The sequence below is a fragment of the Alteromonas sp. 4NH20-0056 genome (genome assembly GCF_057539655.1).
The window spans coordinates 611,644-629,663 of sequence record NZ_BAAJLS010000001.1 but is presented as its reverse complement, the minus strand read 5'-3'; the positions used below and the strand labels follow the sequence as shown (position 1 = coordinate 629,663).

Here is an 18,020-nt window from a genome sequence, read left to right as displayed (position 1 = left end):
AATGGCCGTAGCCGCGAATAAACGTTCTATAATGACGTTGTTCTCTGACACAATTGATATTTATAGCCACCAGGTACGCATTGTGTTGGCAGAGAAAGGTGTGGGTGTTGAAATCAGCTACACAGATCCAAGCAACCTGCCAGAAGATCTGTTGGAGTTGAACCCTTACGGAACTGTTCCTACTCTTGTTGACAGAGAACTTGTACTTTATAAGTCTCATATCATCATGGAATATCTAGACGAGCGTTTTCCTCATCCGCCATTGATGCCGGTATACCCAGTGTCACGTGGTCAAAGCCGTCTAATGATGCATCGTATCGAGCAGGACTGGTATTCGCTTGCAGCGCGTATATTCCGCGGAGAAGGCGATGTGGAAGCAGCACGTAATGATTTACGTGAAGCGCTTTTATCGTTAGCGCCAGTATTTGGCGAAATGCCCTATTTCATGAGTGAAGAGTTTAGTTTAGTTGACTGTTATTTAGCACCGTTATTATGGCGTTTACCTGCATTAGGTATTGAGCTTACGGGTGCTGGCAGTAAAGAGCTTAACGGCTACATGAACAATATTTTCTCTCGCAGTTCGTTCAAAGCGTCGCTTACTGATCAAGAGCGTGAGATACACAATCCGCTATGACATCAATGACGTCTAATCAGCCCTATTTACTTAGGGCGTTTTACGAGTGGATCGTTGATAACGATTTAACGCCTTATGTTGTCGTGAATGCGTTAATACCCGGCGTTGAAGTGCCGCAAGAGTTTGTAAAAGATGGGCAAATCGTACTAAACGTATCGCCTAGTGCATGCGTTAATTTCGCCCTCGACCTTAACGAGCTATCTTTTCAAGCACGCTTCGGTGGACAGCCTCGTCGGTTACTTATTCCTTGCGAGGCAATCATGGCTATCTATGCCCGTGAAAACGGGGCAGGTACCGTCTTTGCCACTGAAGAAGAAATGGCGGGAGACATCACGCCACAGCCAGATAAGACACAGCCATCTTCAATTGAAGATGCAGATGCCTCAGATTTAACTGATGCGCCGGTTCCGCCCAAGAAGGGCAAACCTACACTGAAAGTTATCAAGTAATGCTTGAAAGGCTTTCTGTTACAGAAAGCCTTTCTTGTTATACCTTCCCCGTTATAGCGCTCCTGCGTTACCACTAGACGTATCATTTAACTACAGCAACATAATTTAATAGGCGTATATAAGTATTACGTTCTACACGTTAATGTGATTTTTTCGTGATACTTTTGTGATATTTCCCCAGCATGCTTATTCCTCACCTCTACATTCGAAGAAGGAAGAGCAATGGTTCGTTCAAAAGTAAAACTTAGTGTTATGTCTACCTTGGTAGTGTCTGCAACTGCATTCTCAATGGTGTCCTCTTTACAGGCGGCTGAGCTGAATGTCACAGTTCAAAACCTTACTCAGGGTATCTATTTCACCCCCATTCTTGTATCGGCACATAGTAGCGATGCGAGCTTGTTTGAACTTGGCGATACAGCCAGTACTGAACTACAAGCAATGGCTGAAGGCGGAGATATCAGTGGGCTGGTAAGCCTTACTGATTCACTCTCGGCCAATAACTTAACAAACCCTGCTGAGGGGTTACTTGCACCAGCGCAGTCTGCCCAAGGGATGCTATCTACAGATGACGGAAATACCGTGCTGAGCGTTGTCGCCATGATGCTACCTACTAATGACGGATTTATCGGCTTAGATAATTGGCCTATTCCTACCGAAGCAGGCACTTATACGGTTTATCTTAATGCGTATGATGCCGGCACTGAAGCCAATGATGAAGTACGCGGAAGCGGTATGCCAGGCATGGCAGGCTTTCCGGTTCCAGGCCCATTAGCGCCGCTTCTTGGAGAGGGTGGTACTGGCCTCGACGCGACTATTGCTAATGCAACCGTGCATATACACCCCGGAAATATTGGTGACGACAACGAAAGCGGTGGTGTCAGCGATGTTAATAACACGGTTCAACGCTGGTTAAACCCCGTGGCAAAAGTGACTATTGTTATTAGCGAATAGATAAGGACATAGTATGAAACTTTTTACGAATAAGTTACGTGTTGGCCTTGTTACGGCATCGATAGTGGTTATTGCTGGTTGTTCTGACAGCGATAATAACGAAGATCCTGAATTCGTGCTTCCGGCGCCTGTTCCATACACATATCAAGTTACCGTTACAAATTTAACCCATGCACAGCCGCTATCACCTATTGCAGTCGCACTACATAGCAGTGATGTTAAATGGTGGTCGATAGGAGAAGCCGCGTCCGATGCGCTTGCATCACTTGCGGAGAGCGGCAGTAACGAGGCACTACTTTCTAATGCCGCATTATTTGCTACTGCTTCGGGCAATGTACCGGTTGCCCCTGGCGAAAGCGTAACATTGGAGATTTCCGTTGACGATATTGCAAACGCCCATATAAGCGTAGCTACCATGCTGGTCAACACTAACGATGCTTTCAGTGGGGTTAATAGTGTTGATTTATCTTCATTAGAGGTTGGCGATGTTTATCGACGTAACGCCCATGTCTATGACGCGGGAACAGAGGAAAATACAGAAGCGATGGGAACAATCCCCGGGCCCGCTGACTCCGGAGAGGGTAACAGCGAAGGCCGTGAAGCTCATGACGTTGTAACACTTCACCCTGGTGTGGTTACCGCCAGTGATGGGTTAACAACATCGGTGTTAAGCGCTGACCATAAGTTTGATAACCCTGGGGTACGTATTTCTATAACAAGAATGGAATAAAACCTGTATTGCTCCGGTCATGTTAGTAATGACGAATCCGGAGCAAATTATGGTTCTTGTTATCAATAGTGGAAACACGCTTAAGCAGCCCATTATACAGTGCTTAACTAAGCACTGTTTTTTACATGATGTGGTATCACACTTTGAATCTGCGTTATCGTTATTGGCAGTGAAGCATTACGATCTTATTATCGTTGAAGCGAGCGGAACAGCGCACTGCAAGAACAATGTAGCGTGCATCGCACAACAGTATCCCGATAGCTGGTTAATGGTTGTAAAGAGGCCAGATCATTACGTCGATAGCGTTGATTACTTTGAAATAGGTGCCGATGACTATATTGCCAATGCGTATGATGAGCGTCTTTTGATCGCAAGAGTAAAAGCATACATGCGCCGATGTATGCCGGTAGAAAACCGCACCGATCGTGTCAATATCGGGCCTGTTAGTATTGATGAACGATACCATACGGTCAAAGTTCAAGGGCAAGCAGTGGATTTAACGGCAAGAGAGTTTTCTCTTTTTACGTTTCTGTGCCGACATCCCAACCAAGTATTCTCTCGTACTCAGTTATTGAGTTCTGTGTGGGGATACAACCATGAAGGCTATGAACATACGGTCAATACACATGTTAATCGATTGCGCGCCAAGCTTGATGATGTAGCGTCGATGGATAATGCTGGTCAATTAATACAAACAGTATGGGGTGTTGGCTATCGCATGAGTGCCAGCGGCTATGTTGCGAAAGCGGTGTTAGCGTAATATCAGCGACCAAGACTAAATGAGAAACAGCGTGGCTGTACCTAAGAAGGCGAAGATACCAACAACATCGGTAATAGTGGTTAAAATAACGCTTCCAGCGAGTGCTGGGTCTATTTTTAAGCGTTTCATGATGATAGGAAGCGTGGCACCCGCTAGCGCTGCTGCAATCATGTTCACAAGCATAGCAAATGCGATAATGACGCCTAGCATGTAGTCTTGTTTCCATAATGCGATGACTGAGGCAATTAAGATTGCCCAAATGGCGCCATTTAAAAAGCCGATTGAAATCTCTTTACTAATAAGCCAACGAGAGTTGCTGGCATTGACATGCCCTAATGCCATACCTCGAATTACAAGCGTTAGGGTTTGGTTGCCCGCAACGCCCCCCATGCTAGGTACTATCGTGTTAAGTATGGCCAATACAGCAAGCTGACTGAGCGTTGCTTCAAACAAGTCACTAACCATTGCAGCCATTAATGCGGTGACCAGATTTACCGCCAGCCATACCGAGCGGCGCTTCGTACTTTGTAACACGGGCGCGAATGTATCTTCATCATCGTCGAGACCGGCCATACTCATCATCGAGTGCTCCGCATCTTCACGAATGATATCAACGACATCATCAATGGTGATACGCCCCACCAGGCGGTGTTTTTCATCGACAACCGGTGCTGACAGCCAATTATAGCGTTCAAACAAGCTAGCAACTTCGTCATCAGGCATGTTTACCGGAATGGCTTCAGATTCTTCATCCATCACATCTGACACTTTAGCAAGTGTTTCAGCGGTTAATAGGCGTGTGACTGGAACAATACCCACGAGGTTGTCCGTGCGGTTTACCACGTAAAAGGTATCGGTGTTTTTAGGCAAATCGCCTTTTAAACGAATATAGCGAAGGACAACATCTACTGTTACGTCAGGACGAAGCGTGATGGTATCGGTATTCATGATGAAGCCAGCGGTTTCTTCACCATAGGACAGCGCTTGCTCAGCACGAAGCCTGTCTTGAGCGTCCATCGAGTCGAGGATATCTTGCAAAATGGTATCCGGAAGGCTGCTCAGGGTTTCCGCTAAGTCATCGGTATCCATTTCCTCGAGTGCATCGACCACATTAGCCGGTAGCATTTTTGAGATAATGCCATTACGAACATCATCAGATAGTTCTTCGATGATATCGCCGTGAAAGTCGCTATCGATAAGCTCCCACAGTTCATCACGGGTTCTACTGGGGCTAGACTCAAGGATATGGGCAACATCTGAAGGGGGAAGTTCTAGTAACAGTTTACGTACAGATACAAATTGACCATTACTCAGGGCAAGGTTAAGGGCCCTAAGTTGGTTTTGTACGTATTTTGGAACGAGCGCTTCAGCCATGCTTGCGTGATGCCTAATTACCTGAATCGGAAGTCGTTATAGGATATCGCAAATAACACGACGCTGTCATGGAAAATGGCGAAGCGAAGCACGTATTTGTGTCAGCGTGAGAAAGGCGACGTAACGTGAAGACTATTCGTCTTCGTTAAACTTACCCATGATAAGTTGTTCAATGGCGACCATGGCAGGTTCGGCGTCTTTTCCGTCTATGATAACGGTGACTTCCTCTCCTTGGTGGCTTTCTAACATCATCAGCCCGAGTACGCTGTTCGCATCTGCACGTTTATCTGTGGCGACTAATTCGATTTTTGCATCAAACTGATTCGCGAGCTTCACAAGCTGCGTGGCCGCGCGGGCATGCAAACCGAGCTTATTGACGATAGTAAGCTTTTTTTCAATAGCCATTATTGGTCTAATTCCCGATGTCTTATTTGTACGTCAGGGTGAATCTCACTGAATGTCTTTGCCAATGTTTGGGCAATAAACACAGAGCGATGTTGACCGCCTGTGCAGCCGATAGCAATGGTGACGTAACTTCTATTATTACGCTCTAAGTGCGGCAGCCACGTAGTGATAAGATTTTGAATTTGCCAAATAAACTTGGTTACAACAGGCTGAGAACCCAAGAACACTTCTACCGGTGCATCTAACCCTGTGTGATGACGTAAGTCAGGTTCCCAATGGGGGTTAGGAAGAAATCGTGCGTCAAATACGTAGTCAGCGTCTTTTGGGATACCATGCTTGAAGCCAAACGATTCAAAAACCAATACCAAGCGAGAGCTTTTCTTGCCAAGTATTCGTTCTCTAATAAGCTCAGCTAACTGATGAATAGTCAGCTTGTCAGTATCAATATATAAGTCTGCACGTTCAATAACAGGCGCAAGTAATGTTGATTCTGCTTTGATTGATTCTGATAATGACTTATTCAATTTAGCCAGAGGGTGAAGACGACGGGTTTCACTGAAGCGTTTTACCAGAATGTCGTCGCTCGCATCGATGTAGACAATAGTCATTGACCATGAAGAGGGCAGGTAGTCCAGAATTTCGACGAGCTCGTTAGGATCTTTTGGCAGATTTCTTACATCAATACTCACTGCAACTTGGTCGTATTCATCAACGACCGTGTGAGTGAGAGTAGGAAGGAGGTTAACAGGGATATTGTCTACACAATAATAGCCTAAATCTTCCAACGCACGCAGCGCCACTGATTTTCCTGACCCAGAACGACCACTGATAATAATCAGCTTCATTCATTTTCTCCCTTTAAATAACAGTGATTTACCCAAGTGCGGTAATAATATCGTCACGAGTAGTTGCGCGTCTAATGGCTTTTAGTGTGTCTTTGTCGCTTAGCTTGCGAGCAACGGTTGCCAAGGTTTGTAAGTGACCTTGTGTTTGCTCCTCAGGGACAAATAATGCAAAAAATATATCAACGGGCTTTTCGTCAATGGCGTCAAAATCGATAGCGGGAATGCTAGTGACCACAATGGCGATAACACTAGATAACCCCGGTAGGCGGCCATGGGGCAGGGCAATGCCGTTGCCAATTCCTGTACTTCCCATGCGCTCTCTAGCAAGTAGGCTAGCAAGGGCTTCTGCCTGATCAATATCCTCGTTGTTATTCGCGGCAATGTCGCTAATGATTTCGAGAATTCTCTTTTTGCTATTGCACTGAACCGCACACTCGGTGCGGTCCAGACTTACGATGGCTTGTATGTCCATGCTTTACTACTAATGTTTTTTGAGTTTTTCCTTATGCTTGATGACCTGCCTGTCGAGTTTATCGACCATGCTGTCTATCGCCGCATACATGTCTGTATTCTCTGAGGATGCAAATACTTCAGCACCGCTCAAATGCATTGTTGCTTCTGCTTTTTGACTTAGTTTTTCAACGTTCAGGATGACATGCACATTAGAAATGTGATCAAAGTGACGCTCAAGTTTAGTGAACTTCGTATCGACATAATTACGCAAAGAATCGGTGATTTCAACATGATGACCCGTTAGGTTGATTTGCATATTTCGTCTTCCTTATGTTTTTTAAGCCCGTTAAATAAGGCTCTTGCGTTGGTTCGACGGTGGAATCGACAAAGATTCCCGGTATTTTGCTATCGTCCGCCGAGCGACCTTTATGCCCTGCTCGGCCAACAATTGAGCAATCTTGCTATCACTCAAAGGCTTGCTCGGCGTCTCGGCCGCAACAAGCTTTTTAATCAATGCACGGATAGCGGTTGAAGAGCACTCTCCACCTGATTCCGTGGCAACGTGGCTTGAGAAAAAATACTTTAATTCGTAAATACCACGGGGGGTATGCATATACTTTTGTGTTGTAACGCGAGAAATGGTTGATTCATGCATATCCACCATCTCTGCGACATCATTTAACACCATTGGTTTCATCATTTCTGGACCATGTTCAAAAAAGCCCATTTGTTGCTGAACGATACAATTAGCAACTTTCATTAGCGTCTCATTTCGAGACTCTAAACTTTTGATGAACCATTTAGCTTCTTGCATGTGAGAACGAATAAACTGTGAGTCGCTACTGTTCTTGGAGCTTCTACTCATTGCCGCGTACTGCTGATTAACACTAAGCTTAGGCAGGCTGTCTGGATTCAGTTCCACCACCCAACGTCCGTTCTTTTTCATAACTGACACGTCAGGAATAACGTACTCGGGTTCTTTCGTTTTAAGTGCACTGCCTGGGCGAGGGTTTAGCGTTTGCAGTAGGCGCATGGCTTCTCGAAGTTGGTCTTCTTTTAAGCGACTCTTACGCATGAGTGTGCGGTAGTCTTTACTGCTTAGTAAGTCAGAGTATTCTTCGATAAGTTGCTTTGCTTCTTCTAGCCATGGTGTGTCTTCAGAAAATTGACGCAGCTGAACCATCAAGCATTCTTGAGGGCTACGGGAGCCAGAACCAATAGGGTCGAACATTTGAATACGTTTTAGCACGCACTCAATTTCATCCATCTCTACCTGTTCTTCAATATCTTCGCTTTTAATGGCTTCTAATATGTCTTCCAACGACGTGGTCAGGTAGCCTGACTCGTCTATAGAATCGATAATGGCCATGGCAATAGCACGGTCAGTATCTGAAAAATGGGTTAAGCGCATTTGCCACGACAAATGCTCTTGAATGTCATCTGTCGTTTCGCCTTGGAAAATAAAATCATCATCGTTATTTGATGGGCCAGGTGCGGGGGCAGACGACGCCGAATAGTATTCATCCCATGTACTATCAATAGGAAGCTCGTCGGGCAAATCATTTTTTTCCAGTGCATCACCAGACTCGATAGTATCGCTTGATGCTGAAGGTGCCGCGTCTAAACGCGAATCGTCTCCGTCAATATTGTTGCGCTCAGCTTGAGGTTCATCGGAACCGTCCTCAACTTCTAAAAGCGGATTTGAGTCCAACGCTTCTTGAATTTCTTGTTGAAGGTCAAGCGTAGACAGCTGCAGAAGCTTAATGGCCTGCTGAAGCTGTGGAGTCATAGTAAGTTGTTGACTAAATTTTAGCTGTAAAGATGGTTTCATCTACGTCTTATTTTATGCTCTGTTATGCGTATACCGAGTGCGAAAATAGCTAAATCGCTTGCGACTTACTATTAACTATAGCCTGAATTGCTCGCCTAGGTATACATCCCTTACTTTTTGATTACTCAAAACTTGTTCCGCGGTGCCTTGGGCGATTAATTCACCATGGCTTACGATGTAGGCTTTCTCGCAAACATCCAAGGTTTCGCGGACGTTATGGTCCGTTATTAAGATCCCAATTCCTCTATCTCGCAAATGCTGGATAATCTTCTTTATATCATTAACTGATATAGGATCAACACCAGCAAATGGTTCATCAAGCAAAATAAATTGCGGGTTGGCTGCTAACGCCCGTGCAATCTCAACACGACGACGTTCGCCACCCGAAAGACTCATGCCTGCACTATTACGTATATGGTTAATATTAAATTCATCAAGTAGCGCATCGGCTTCTTGTTCTTGCTGCTCTGCATTTAAATCTTTACGGGTTTGCAAGATGGCCATAATATTTTCATGCACAGTAAGCTTTCTAAAGATAGACGCTTCTTGAGGTAAATAGCCAATGCCTTGACGAGCGCGCTCATGCATAGGTTGATGCGTAAGTTCTGCATCATCAATCGTAATGAGCCCCTTATCAAGAGGCACTAAGCCAACAATCATGTAGAAGGTCGTGGTTTTACCAGCGCCGTTAGGCCCGAGTAGGCCGACAATTTGGCCAGTCGATACCGATAAGCTCACGTCTCTTACAACTTGGCGCGCTTTGTAAGCTTTTGCGAGGTTTTTTGCACTCAGTGTTGCCATGCTTAGTTATCATCCTCGCCGTCGTTGTTGTCATCTGCTGCTTTTTTTATTGCTTCAGGCGTGAATACAGTCGTTACGCGACCGTCTTTATCGTTATCGCCACCGGTTGCCAACAGTTGCTCAGAGATCATGTCGAAAGTAATGTTGTCACCTTTTACTTGGCTGGTGTCTTGTTGTAATTCCGCATTACCGCTCAATGAAATAGTACGCTTGACGACTTCATAGCGAATTTCATTTGCCTTCGCGCTTACTGGGGTGCCATCTTCTAACGTTTGTGAAAAGCTTGCAGGAGCGCCTCTGGCGATAAATACTTCTCTTCCTTCTCCCTCACTGGCGACAACTTCAACTTCGTCAGCAATAATAAGCAAAGACCCTTGAGAGATTCGGACATCGTCCTTAAAAAGCGATGTTTTATTTTTTCCATCAACGAATTGTGATTTCGAATCGACTTTGATGGGTTGATTAAAGTCGTTTTCATCACTGAATGACGGTGTGGCAACGCTACCTAGTAATAAACTAGTTACTAGGAGAATAAATGGTCTGAACATGGTCTATTAGCTCATATTTTTGTGTGTCTAAGTTTGCATTAAACCCATTGCTATTAATGACATACTGTGTGCCTTGGATATTCACACGTTGGTCAGACGTCATTTGTTTAGAGTTTAAATTGATCTGGATATACTGGGTTGTAATTCGTTTGACAAAGTCATTGTTCGTTTGGTTCTCGATAAGCACATCTTTTTCTAACTGAATCAGCTCATCATTGTAAAGTGTCCCTTCTTGTGCCGACACTACCCAAGGCGACTCTGTGCTATCGGTGTAGACTGAGTATCTGGGCTTTTGAAAAAAGACAAACCCCAATTCGTCGTAATGCTCCATTGAGGCCGCAAATACTTTGTGGTTAAGCTTGCCTTCAACGTTATACAAGGTTGTTGTCAGGTTTTTTGCTTGATAAGCAGGTTTTAGTGCATTTTGCCCTTGTTGTTGTGAAGACGCTGGCTCATCTTCCATCCACGTAGGTAGATACATAAGCAGTGCAAGAATGAAAAGGGCTGATATGCTGACGCCAAGCCGGTTCATACGCTGGCACCATGAATACCAAACTCTACACCTTGTGATTGCAAGATAGTGTCGCTTATTTCACGAACGGCACCGAAACCACCCGGAAGTGATGTAATCCAGTTTGCCTCTTGCGCGACCAATGGGTGAGCATCATTGACAGCAATGTTAACGGCAGCGCGTTTAAACATGCCAGTGTCAGGCATATCATCACCTACCACGGCAACCTGCTCAGGGGTTAACGATAGCGTTTCCATTAATGCACCTAATGCATCATATTTGTTTTCTTCCCCTTGAATAATGTGTGACACATTAAGGGCTTTCATTCGGCTTTCAACAATGCGCGACTTTCGGCCAGTGATAACAGCGACGTCAATGTTGTGCTGCACCAACGCCTTAACACCATAGCCATCTCGAGTATGAAATGCTTTTAACTCTTCGCCGTCATTACCCAAATAAATACGTCCGTCAGAAAAGACGCCATCTACATCACAGACGAGCAAACGTATCTGTTTTAGCGCATCAAATAACGCGCTTGGGATTTGCCCATATAGCGTGTTAATCGCATTGTCCATTACAAGACCCCCGCTTTTAGCAACATATGCATATTGAAGGCACCTACGGGTTTCCTGTTTTCATCAACAACCATTAATGCGCTAATTTTATGTGTTTCCATGAGGTTGAGTGCTTCAACGGCAAGTTGTTCAGCGAATGCTGTTTTTCCACCTACCGTCATAACTTCATTCACTCGCTTAGAATGAAGGTCTATTCTAGCATCAAGAATACGGCGTAAATCACCATCAGTAAAAATGCCGGTTAATACGCCCTCATCATCAACGATACCTGTCATTCCCAAGCCTTTTCGAGATATTTCGAGCAGGGCATTAGCTATCATGGTGGTTTCGTTAACGAGGGGAAGGGCATCTCCTGACTGCATAATGTCGCTCACTTTCAATAACAGCTTTCTCCCTAAGCTTCCGCCAGGGTGAGACAAAGCAAAGTCATCAGAGGTAAACCCTCTTGCATCTAAAAGTGCGACGGCGAGAGCGTCGCCCATCACCAACGTGGCAGTAGTGCTTGAGGTAGGCGCTAGCCCTAGCGAACAGGCTTCTTTATCGACGTGGATATCTAACACAATATCGGCGTGCCTGCCTAACGAACTTTGTTCACTATTAGTCATGGCGATAACCGGCACATTCAAGCGTTTTACGACGGGAAGTAAATTAACCAGTTCGCCGGTTTCACCTGAATTAGAAATTGCTAGCAGTACGTCACCCTTGCCAAGCATACCCAAGTCGCCGTGATTGGCTTCCCCAGGGTGCATGAAAAAGGACGGTGTACCGGTGCTTGCAAGCGTTGCGGCAATTTTGTTACCGATATGGCCAGATTTTCCCATACCACTTACCACGACTTTGCCGGTGCAATTCATCAGCAACTCGCAAGCGGCAATGAAACGGCCGTCGAGGCGCGAAGCAAGCGCTTCTATTGCGTTAGCTTCTATGTCGATAACCCGTTTGCCTGATTGTATAAAATGATTTTCGTTTGTCATTACCCAAACAACCAAAATTGATAGCCGATAAAGCAGGCGATTAAAATGCTCCCGTTTGCACGCGAGATAATGCGTTTACCGATAAGGTCGAAGCTGAACAAGAAAAGCAACAGTGTTAATCCTAACATAACGTAAATATCTCGATGGTAAACATCGGGGTCTAAAAGTCCCGGCGCAATGAGCCCGGGCATACCTAGCACCGCTAACAAGTTAAATATGTTTGAACCGATGATATTACCAAGTGCAAGGTCGTCTTCGCCTTTTAGCACACCGGCTACGCTTGCGGCCAATTCAGGTAAGCTTGTTCCAAACGCAATTATCGATAACCCAATAACGAGGTCTGACATACCAAGGTAGCGTGCGATTTCAACTGCAGAGTCCACCATGAAGTGAGCACTTAGAGGGAGCAATATAAGGCCGACGCCAATCCATACTAACGCCGCGGTATTCGATACGCCGGTTGGCACTTCGTCAGCCGTCTCTTTCACCAGTGGGTCTTCTTTATCTACCTGAAGAGAGAGCCACGCCATCATGGCGATAACGAAAACAAAGAGGCCTAATAAGATAATGCCTTCATAGGTGACTAATTTTCCGTCAATAAGAAAGCCAATCGCGATAAGTGAAATGATTAGTAACGCAGGAAGTTCTCGTCTTAACGTTGTTGATGCAACGACAAGCGGCTTTACCAGCGCGGTGATACCTAACACAAGCGCTACGTTCGTAATGTTCGAGCCTAATGCATTGCCCACTGCGGTATTCATATTACCATTTGCTGATGCGATAGCAGACACGACAATCTCTGGCGCGGACGAACCCATCGCCACAATGGTTAGGCCTATCATCATAGGAGAAATGCCAATATTTTTGGCAAGCCCCGCAGCGCCATAAACGAAACGGTCAGCGCTCCAACTTAAGACAATAAGACCAACAATAAATATACTTACGTGTAAAAGCACAACAACCTGTTCTGATTACGATTTTCCATGATTGTCGCAAAAACGATGCCATTTGCCTACGGAAACCTAGCTTATTTTGTTCGTTACACGTATTTTTCTGCAAACCTCGTGGGAAAGTTCATGTGCGCCACTGTTTAATCGATCGTCCGTTCGTTTTAGTCGAACATAAGTTGTAACTTTTTGGTTTTGGATGCGCCCTTGAAAAAGCGTACAATGCCACTAAATTACACTCCCCAGTAAACTTTACCGAAAGAGTGTGGACTAAAAGGTAGACATTTTGCTGCAAAACGGCAGGTGTTAGGCCTAGACAGTGCGGGAACAAGTAACGTTTATCTGCGAGTAAACGGTCGGAACATAAATTATTTGTGCGTCCTATAAAATCTTCTTATACCCAGATGTCGTACTAAAGAAAATATAACTGCATAGTGGCAAGTGTAAAAAGGATGTCGTTAGCAGACAACACGAGAGCATATGGAACATTTAGTTGAAGTAGACAATATTACCTTCAGCCGATCTGAACGTGTGATTTATGATGGAATAACATTACGGGTTCCTAAAGGTAAAATCACGGCGGTTATGGGCCCCAGTGGTATAGGTAAAACGACATTATTACGATTGATTGGCGGTCAGCTCACCCCCGATGAAGGCGATATATTATTTGATAGCCAATCTATCGTTTCGATGAGCCGCTCAGAGTTATACAAGACTCGCCGTCGTATGAGCATGTTGTTTCAAAGCGGGGCGCTCTTTACCGACATGTCAGTATTTGACAATGTCGCGTTTCCGTTGAGAGAACATACATCGTTATCTGAAGATATTATCGCGACAATTGTTGCGCTTAAACTTCAGGCCGTGGGGCTTCGTGGGGCTGCGTCTTTAATGCCTAGCGAGCTGTCGGGTGGAATGGCACGACGAGCTGCATTGGCAAGAGCAATAGCACTTGACCCAGACCTTATTTTGTACGATGAACCCTTTGCCGGACAGGACCCCATCTCAATGGGCGTGTTGGTAAAGCTCATTAGAGAATTAAATGATGCGCTGAACCTCACCAGTATTGTGGTAACGCACGACGTAACTGAAGTACTTTCTATCGCAGACTACATCTATATACTCGCCGACAAGCGTGTTATTGGTGAGGGGACTGCGCAGCAGATAAGAGACAGTGATTCAGAGCTTGTTCAACAGTTTTTAAAAGGGAAGGCTGATGGGCCGGTTCCGTTTCATTATCCTGCTGCAGATTTAGAAAAAAGTTTGTTTGGAGAAAATAAATGAGCTTCTTTCAGTCACTCGGTGCAACCACTATTGGAAAAATAACGGCTATTGGCCGAGCCACAATCATGCTCTTTGGCGCATTGATTGCAGTACCAAGAGTGAAGAACATTCCGCTCACGATAAAACAAATGCATGTCGTGGGTGTTCAGTCTTTGTTAATAATCATTGTGTCAGGCTTGTTTATCGGCATGGTGATGGCGTTGCAAGGTTACACTATTCTCGTTGATTATGGTGCGGAAGGTAGCCTTGGTCCTATGGTTGCTTTGTCGCTTCTTAGAGAACTTGGGCCTGTAGTAACGGCACTATTATTTGCAGGGCGAGCGGGTTCAGCGTTAACGGCTGAAATTGGACTAATGAAAGCGACCGAACAATTGTCTAGCCTTGAAATGATGGCGGTAGACCCGCTAAGACGCATTGTTGCACCGCGCTTTTGGGCGGGAATTATTTCCATGCCTATGCTGGCGATAATCTTCAGTGCAGTAGGCATTTTGGGAGGGCATCTGGTTGGCGTAGATTGGCTAGGTGTTGATGCCGGAAGTTATTGGTCGATTATGCAGTCTACCGTCGATTGGAACCAAGATGTCATCAATGGCGTAATAAAAAGCCTCGTTTTCGCCTTAGTTGTGACGTGGATTGCCATATTTAAAGGGTATGATTCTATTCCAACGTCGGAAGGAATAAGTAAAGCCACAACGGAAACCGTTGTGTTGTCATCATTAGCAGTGTTGGGGCTGGACTTCGTGCTCACCGCCCTCATGTTTGGTATCGAGTAGGAAATAGTATGAATAAGTATAAAACGGAAGTAATGGTGGGCTTTTTTGTCGCGCTGACGATAGGCGCCTTGTTACTATTATCATTAAAAGTAGCCAATCAAACGGTAGCGACCGACGCGGATACGTACACGCTGTATGCAAAGTTCGATAATATCGGCGGCCTAAAACCACGTTCAGCCGTTAAAGTGGGCGGCGTGACAGTGGGGCGAGTAACGACCATTGCACTAGACCAAGAAGACTTCACGCCGGTGGTTACGCTTTCTATTATGAAGGAGTACAACGGCTTTCCAGAGACAAGTTCGGTGTCAATTCTAACCTCAGGGTTATTAGGAGAACAGTACGTAGGGTTCCAACCTGGGTTTTCTTTCGATGGCGTCGCAAATTTACAAGATGGCGATTATTTGCAAGACACAAAGTCGGCGTTGGTACTAGAAGACCTAATCGGTCAGTTCTTGTTTAACCGCGGAAGCGACGACGAATAAAACATTTTAGTGACTGGATGAAACAAACAATGTGTTTTTCGGGTCACCTTATAAAGAGATTACTTTCAGGAGAGTTACATTGAAAAAATATATAGTGGCATTGGGTGTGTTGATGTTTTCTGTGATAAGCAGCGCACAGGCGATGGATGTCAACGAGCAAAATCCATATGAGCTAGTGCAAGACGTGGCGTCAAAAACCTTCGATCGAATTAAAGCGAACCAAGAGGCAATTAAGGCTGATCCTGAGTTGTTGCGCACAATAATGGAAGAAGAGTTAGTTCCACATATCGATTACAAGTTTGCAGCCTTTATGGTGCTAGGTAAGCACTTCAAATCGGTACCGCAAGAAAAGCTGGGCGAGTACATTAGTGTATTCAGACAGTATCTTATTACCACCTACGCGGTCGCAATGGGCTACTACGATAACCAGACCGTTGTCTTTGAGCCAGAGTCATCATTTGACGATAAAAAATCAATTACGGTAAGAGCGGTGGTCCAAGACCCGGTTCGACCTGAAATTCGCATTGCATTCAAAGTACGTAAAGACTCAAAAACGAATGAGTGGAAAGCGTATGATATGGTAGCTGAAGGCATTAGCATGCTTAACAGCAAGCGAAGTGAATTTGAGTCTATCCTACGCCAAGACGGCATTGATTCTGTGATTGCGTTAATGAAAGACAAAATTGGCAAGCCGGTTGAGCTTAACCCAAATGAATCTTACGATGTTATAGAGGAATCTGAGTGAGTCTATTTCAACTAAACGACGATGGTGCTGTTGTTGTTCATGGTGATTTAGACCAGGTTACCTTATCGAAGAATTTTTGGGATGAGGTAACACCAGCCCAGCGCACAAAGATAGGCTCGCGAGACACGCTTATTATTGATTTGTCTGACATGAATCGTATCGACAGTGCTGGGTTAGCGTGGCTGATTAATGCCATCCGTGATGGTAAGCTACTTGGTATTAAAGTAACCTTACGTGATATACCTGAAAAGTTAAGTAAACTTGCGAAAATAAGCGACGTTGAAACCCTTTTACCCGTAGAATAATAGTAAGCATTTAAACTAAGAAGTTGTCAGTTATGGAATTGTCAGAAATCGAAAATATTTTGAAGGACGCATTGGACCTTCATGAAGTACACGTTAAAGGCGAAGGCTCTCATTACAATATCATTGCAGTGAGTGATGTATTTAATGAAATGAGTCGCGTTAAACGTCAGCAGGCGGTGTATGCACCACTTGCCGACAAAATTGCTGACGGCAGTATGCATGCAATCACAATTAAAACATTCTCTGTGAAAGACTGGGAGCGAGAGCGTCAGTTTAATATTCCTCAATAATTGGTCTGAGACTTCGTGGATAAATTAGTTATTAAGAAAAGCCCTGCCTTAAAAGGCGAGGTGCGTATTTCCGGTGCGAAGAACGCTGCACTTCCATTGTTGATGACCAGCTTGCTTACTGATTCTGCTTGCAGGTATACAAACGTTCCGCGTTTACGTGACATTAGCACGACAGTGTCATTACTGCGTGAGCTCGGTGTGGAAGTGGCGCAACCCGCCGCTAACGACATCGTTATTGACGCCAGCACGCTTGAAAGTGTTACTGCACCCTACGAGTTAGTTCGCACAATGCGCGCGTCTATCTTAGTGTTAGGCCCACTGCTTGCTAAAAATGGGAAAGCGAATGTGTCACTGCCTGGTGGTTGCGCCATTGGCGCTCGCCCGGTAAATCTTCATCTTTCAGGCCTTGAGAAAATGGGCGCACACATTGATGTTGAAGAAGGCTACATTCGTGCTCACGTCGATGGTCGCCTTAAAGGTGCGCGCATTTTTATGGACATGGTAAGTGTTGGCGCAACGGAAAACTTATTAATGGCCGCTGCACTCGCCGACGGCACGACAGTGCTTGAAAACGCCGCACGTGAACCTGAAATTGTGGACTTGGCAAACTGCCTCATTCAAATGGGCGCTAAGATCACTGGCGCGGGTAGCGATAAAATTACGGTTGAAGGCGTTGAAACGCTTCGTGGCTGTGATTACGCGGTACTACCTGACCGTATTGAAACGGGCACATTTTTAGTGGCAGCAGCCGTATCCGGTGGCAAGATTCGATGTACGCATGCGGCGCCTTCTACCTTAGATGCGGTACTTGATAAGCTTGAGCAAGCGGGTGCAAAAATTACACTTGGTGAAGATTGGATTGACCTTGATATGCAGGGGCAAAAGCCCAAGGCTGTGCGAGTGAAAACCGCGCCCCACCCAGCATTTCCAACAGATATGCAAGCACAGTTTGTAACCTTAAATTGTGTTGCTGAAGGGACTGGGGTTATTACTGAAACGATTTTCGAAAATCGTTTTATGCACGTGCCTGAACTACAAAGGATGGGTGCAGAAATTGCGCTAGAAGCCAATTCAGCCGTGTCAAAAGGACAGTCGGTGCTGAAAGGCGCGCCGGTTATGGCGACCGATTTACGCGCGTCAGCAAGTTTGGTCATTGCTGGCCTGATTGCTGAGGGAGAGACTCACGTCAACCGCATTTATCACCTAGACCGTGGCTATGAAGCTATTGAAGAGAAACTTCGTGGGTTAGGCGCAAATATAGAGCGCGTAAGCGAGTAGTGGATGCTATTTAGGTAAATGCTACCTAGGTTCATGTAAAGAAAAGGCGCATCGTATGCGCCTTTTTTCATGAGTAAG

General features: G+C 45.2%; 24 protein-coding genes. 12 read left to right on the top strand and 12 right to left on the bottom strand.

What is annotated here, in order from left to right; all coding sequences use genetic code 11:
* Position 1: 1 nt before the first annotated feature.
* From sspA to AC27EZ_RS02800, 5 genes are all read left to right on the top strand, one after another.
* Positions 2-634: a stringent starvation protein SspA gene (gene sspA / locus AC27EZ_RS02820; RefSeq protein WP_421133644.1), complete on the top strand. Its 633-nt coding sequence runs from the start codon at positions 2-4 to the stop codon at positions 632-634.
* Complete coding sequence (locus AC27EZ_RS02815; protein ID WP_487133843.1) at positions 631-1,083, top strand: ClpXP protease specificity-enhancing factor; 453 nt, start codon at positions 631-633, stop codon at positions 1,081-1,083. The genes sspA and AC27EZ_RS02815 overlap by 4 nt, the downstream gene beginning before the upstream one ends.
* 222 nt (positions 1,084-1,305) lie before the next feature.
* Positions 1,306-2,034 carry a spondin domain-containing protein gene (locus tag AC27EZ_RS02810; protein WP_487133842.1) on the top strand — a complete coding sequence of 243 codons (729 nt, stop codon included), beginning with the start codon at positions 1,306-1,308 and terminating at the stop codon, positions 2,032-2,034.
* Between the two features lie 13 nt (positions 2,035-2,047).
* Positions 2,048-2,764 carry a spondin domain-containing protein gene (locus AC27EZ_RS02805; RefSeq protein ID WP_487133841.1) on the top strand — a complete coding sequence of 239 codons (717 nt, stop codon included), beginning with the start codon at positions 2,048-2,050 and terminating at the stop codon, positions 2,762-2,764.
* Positions 2,765-2,813: 49 nt separating this feature from the next.
* Positions 2,814-3,524 (top strand): winged helix-turn-helix transcriptional regulator, encoded by a 711-nt coding sequence (locus tag AC27EZ_RS02800; RefSeq protein WP_487133840.1) that lies wholly within the window; start codon positions 2,814-2,816, stop codon positions 3,522-3,524.
* Between the two features lie 15 nt (positions 3,525-3,539).
* Here the strand turns inward: AC27EZ_RS02800 and mgtE are convergent, their stop codons facing one another.
* From mgtE to AC27EZ_RS02740, 12 genes are all read right to left on the bottom strand, one after another.
* On the bottom strand, positions 3,540-4,898 hold the full coding sequence (mgtE, locus tag AC27EZ_RS02795; RefSeq protein ID WP_487133839.1) for a magnesium transporter: 1,359 nt from the start codon (positions 4,896-4,898) through the stop codon (positions 3,540-3,542).
* A gap of 132 nt (positions 4,899-5,030) precedes the next feature.
* On the bottom strand, positions 5,031-5,303 hold the full coding sequence (locus AC27EZ_RS02790) for an HPr family phosphocarrier protein (protein ID WP_487133838.1): 273 nt from the start codon (positions 5,301-5,303) through the stop codon (positions 5,031-5,033).
* Positions 5,303-6,148 (bottom strand): RNase adapter RapZ, encoded by an 846-nt coding sequence (gene rapZ / locus AC27EZ_RS02785; RefSeq protein ID WP_487133837.1) that lies wholly within the window; start codon positions 6,146-6,148, stop codon positions 5,303-5,305. The genes AC27EZ_RS02790 and rapZ overlap by 1 nt, the downstream gene beginning before the upstream one ends.
* A gap of 28 nt (positions 6,149-6,176) precedes the next feature.
* Positions 6,177-6,620, bottom strand: a complete 444-nt coding sequence (ptsN, locus tag AC27EZ_RS02780; protein WP_487133836.1) for a PTS IIA-like nitrogen regulatory protein PtsN — start codon at positions 6,618-6,620, stop codon at positions 6,177-6,179.
* A 9-nt stretch (positions 6,621-6,629) separates the two neighbouring features.
* Positions 6,630-6,917 carry a ribosome hibernation promoting factor gene (gene hpf / locus AC27EZ_RS02775; RefSeq protein ID WP_421133653.1) on the bottom strand — a complete coding sequence of 96 codons (288 nt, stop codon included), beginning with the start codon at positions 6,915-6,917 and terminating at the stop codon, positions 6,630-6,632.
* A 30-nt stretch (positions 6,918-6,947) separates the two neighbouring features.
* Entirely contained in the window at positions 6,948-8,432 is a 1,485-nt protein-coding gene (locus AC27EZ_RS02770; protein WP_487133835.1) for an RNA polymerase factor sigma-54, read from the bottom strand.
* A 75-nt stretch (positions 8,433-8,507) separates the two neighbouring features.
* On the bottom strand, positions 8,508-9,233 hold the full coding sequence (gene lptB / locus AC27EZ_RS02765; RefSeq protein ID WP_487133834.1) for an LPS export ABC transporter ATP-binding protein: 726 nt from the start codon (positions 9,231-9,233) through the stop codon (positions 8,508-8,510).
* Positions 9,234-9,235: 2 nt separating this feature from the next.
* On the bottom strand, positions 9,236-9,781 hold the full coding sequence (gene lptA, locus AC27EZ_RS02760; protein WP_487133833.1) for a lipopolysaccharide transport periplasmic protein LptA: 546 nt from the start codon (positions 9,779-9,781) through the stop codon (positions 9,236-9,238).
* Positions 9,750-10,313, bottom strand: coding sequence for an LPS export ABC transporter periplasmic protein LptC (gene lptC / locus AC27EZ_RS02755; RefSeq protein WP_487133832.1), 564 nt, complete (start codon positions 10,311-10,313; stop codon positions 9,750-9,752). Before lptC ends, lptA begins: the two co-directional genes overlap by 32 nt.
* On the bottom strand, positions 10,310-10,867 hold the full coding sequence (gene kdsC, locus AC27EZ_RS02750) for a 3-deoxy-manno-octulosonate-8-phosphatase KdsC (RefSeq protein ID WP_487133831.1): 558 nt from the start codon (positions 10,865-10,867) through the stop codon (positions 10,310-10,312). The genes lptC and kdsC overlap by 4 nt, the downstream gene beginning before the upstream one ends.
* Positions 10,867-11,841, bottom strand: a complete 975-nt coding sequence (locus tag AC27EZ_RS02745) for a KpsF/GutQ family sugar-phosphate isomerase (RefSeq protein WP_487133830.1) — start codon at positions 11,839-11,841, stop codon at positions 10,867-10,869. The genes kdsC and AC27EZ_RS02745 overlap by 1 nt, the downstream gene beginning before the upstream one ends.
* Positions 11,841-12,797 carry a calcium/sodium antiporter gene (locus tag AC27EZ_RS02740; RefSeq protein ID WP_487133829.1) on the bottom strand — a complete coding sequence of 319 codons (957 nt, stop codon included), beginning with the start codon at positions 12,795-12,797 and terminating at the stop codon, positions 11,841-11,843. The genes AC27EZ_RS02745 and AC27EZ_RS02740 overlap by 1 nt, the downstream gene beginning before the upstream one ends.
* A gap of 471 nt (positions 12,798-13,268) precedes the next feature.
* Between AC27EZ_RS02740 and mlaF the strand changes: the two genes are divergently transcribed.
* The 7 genes from mlaF (at position 13,269) to murA (ending at position 17,942) form a co-directional block, all read left to right on the top strand.
* Positions 13,269-14,069 (top strand): phospholipid ABC transporter ATP-binding protein MlaF, encoded by an 801-nt coding sequence (gene mlaF, locus AC27EZ_RS02735; RefSeq protein WP_487133828.1) that lies wholly within the window; start codon positions 13,269-13,271, stop codon positions 14,067-14,069.
* Entirely contained in the window at positions 14,066-14,842 is a 777-nt protein-coding gene (gene mlaE / locus AC27EZ_RS02730) for a lipid asymmetry maintenance ABC transporter permease subunit MlaE (RefSeq protein WP_421133661.1), read from the top strand. Before mlaF ends, mlaE begins: the two co-directional genes overlap by 4 nt.
* 8 nt (positions 14,843-14,850) lie before the next feature.
* Positions 14,851-15,324 (top strand): outer membrane lipid asymmetry maintenance protein MlaD, encoded by a 474-nt coding sequence (gene mlaD / locus AC27EZ_RS02725; protein WP_487133827.1) that lies wholly within the window; start codon positions 14,851-14,853, stop codon positions 15,322-15,324.
* Positions 15,325-15,403: 79 nt separating this feature from the next.
* Positions 15,404-16,069, top strand: a complete 666-nt coding sequence (locus AC27EZ_RS02720) for an MlaC/ttg2D family ABC transporter substrate-binding protein (RefSeq protein ID WP_487133826.1) — start codon at positions 15,404-15,406, stop codon at positions 16,067-16,069.
* A complete protein-coding gene (locus AC27EZ_RS02715; RefSeq protein WP_487133825.1) occupies positions 16,066-16,374 on the top strand; it encodes an STAS domain-containing protein in 309 nt (102 codons plus the stop codon). Before AC27EZ_RS02720 ends, AC27EZ_RS02715 begins: the two co-directional genes overlap by 4 nt.
* 32 nt (positions 16,375-16,406) lie before the next feature.
* Entirely contained in the window at positions 16,407-16,664 is a 258-nt protein-coding gene (locus AC27EZ_RS02710; RefSeq protein ID WP_487133824.1) for a BolA family protein, read from the top strand.
* 15 nt (positions 16,665-16,679) lie between these two features.
* On the top strand, positions 16,680-17,942 hold the full coding sequence (gene murA, locus AC27EZ_RS02705; protein WP_487133823.1) for a UDP-N-acetylglucosamine 1-carboxyvinyltransferase: 1,263 nt from the start codon (positions 16,680-16,682) through the stop codon (positions 17,940-17,942).
* The last annotated feature ends 78 nt before the right edge of the window (positions 17,943-18,020 follow it).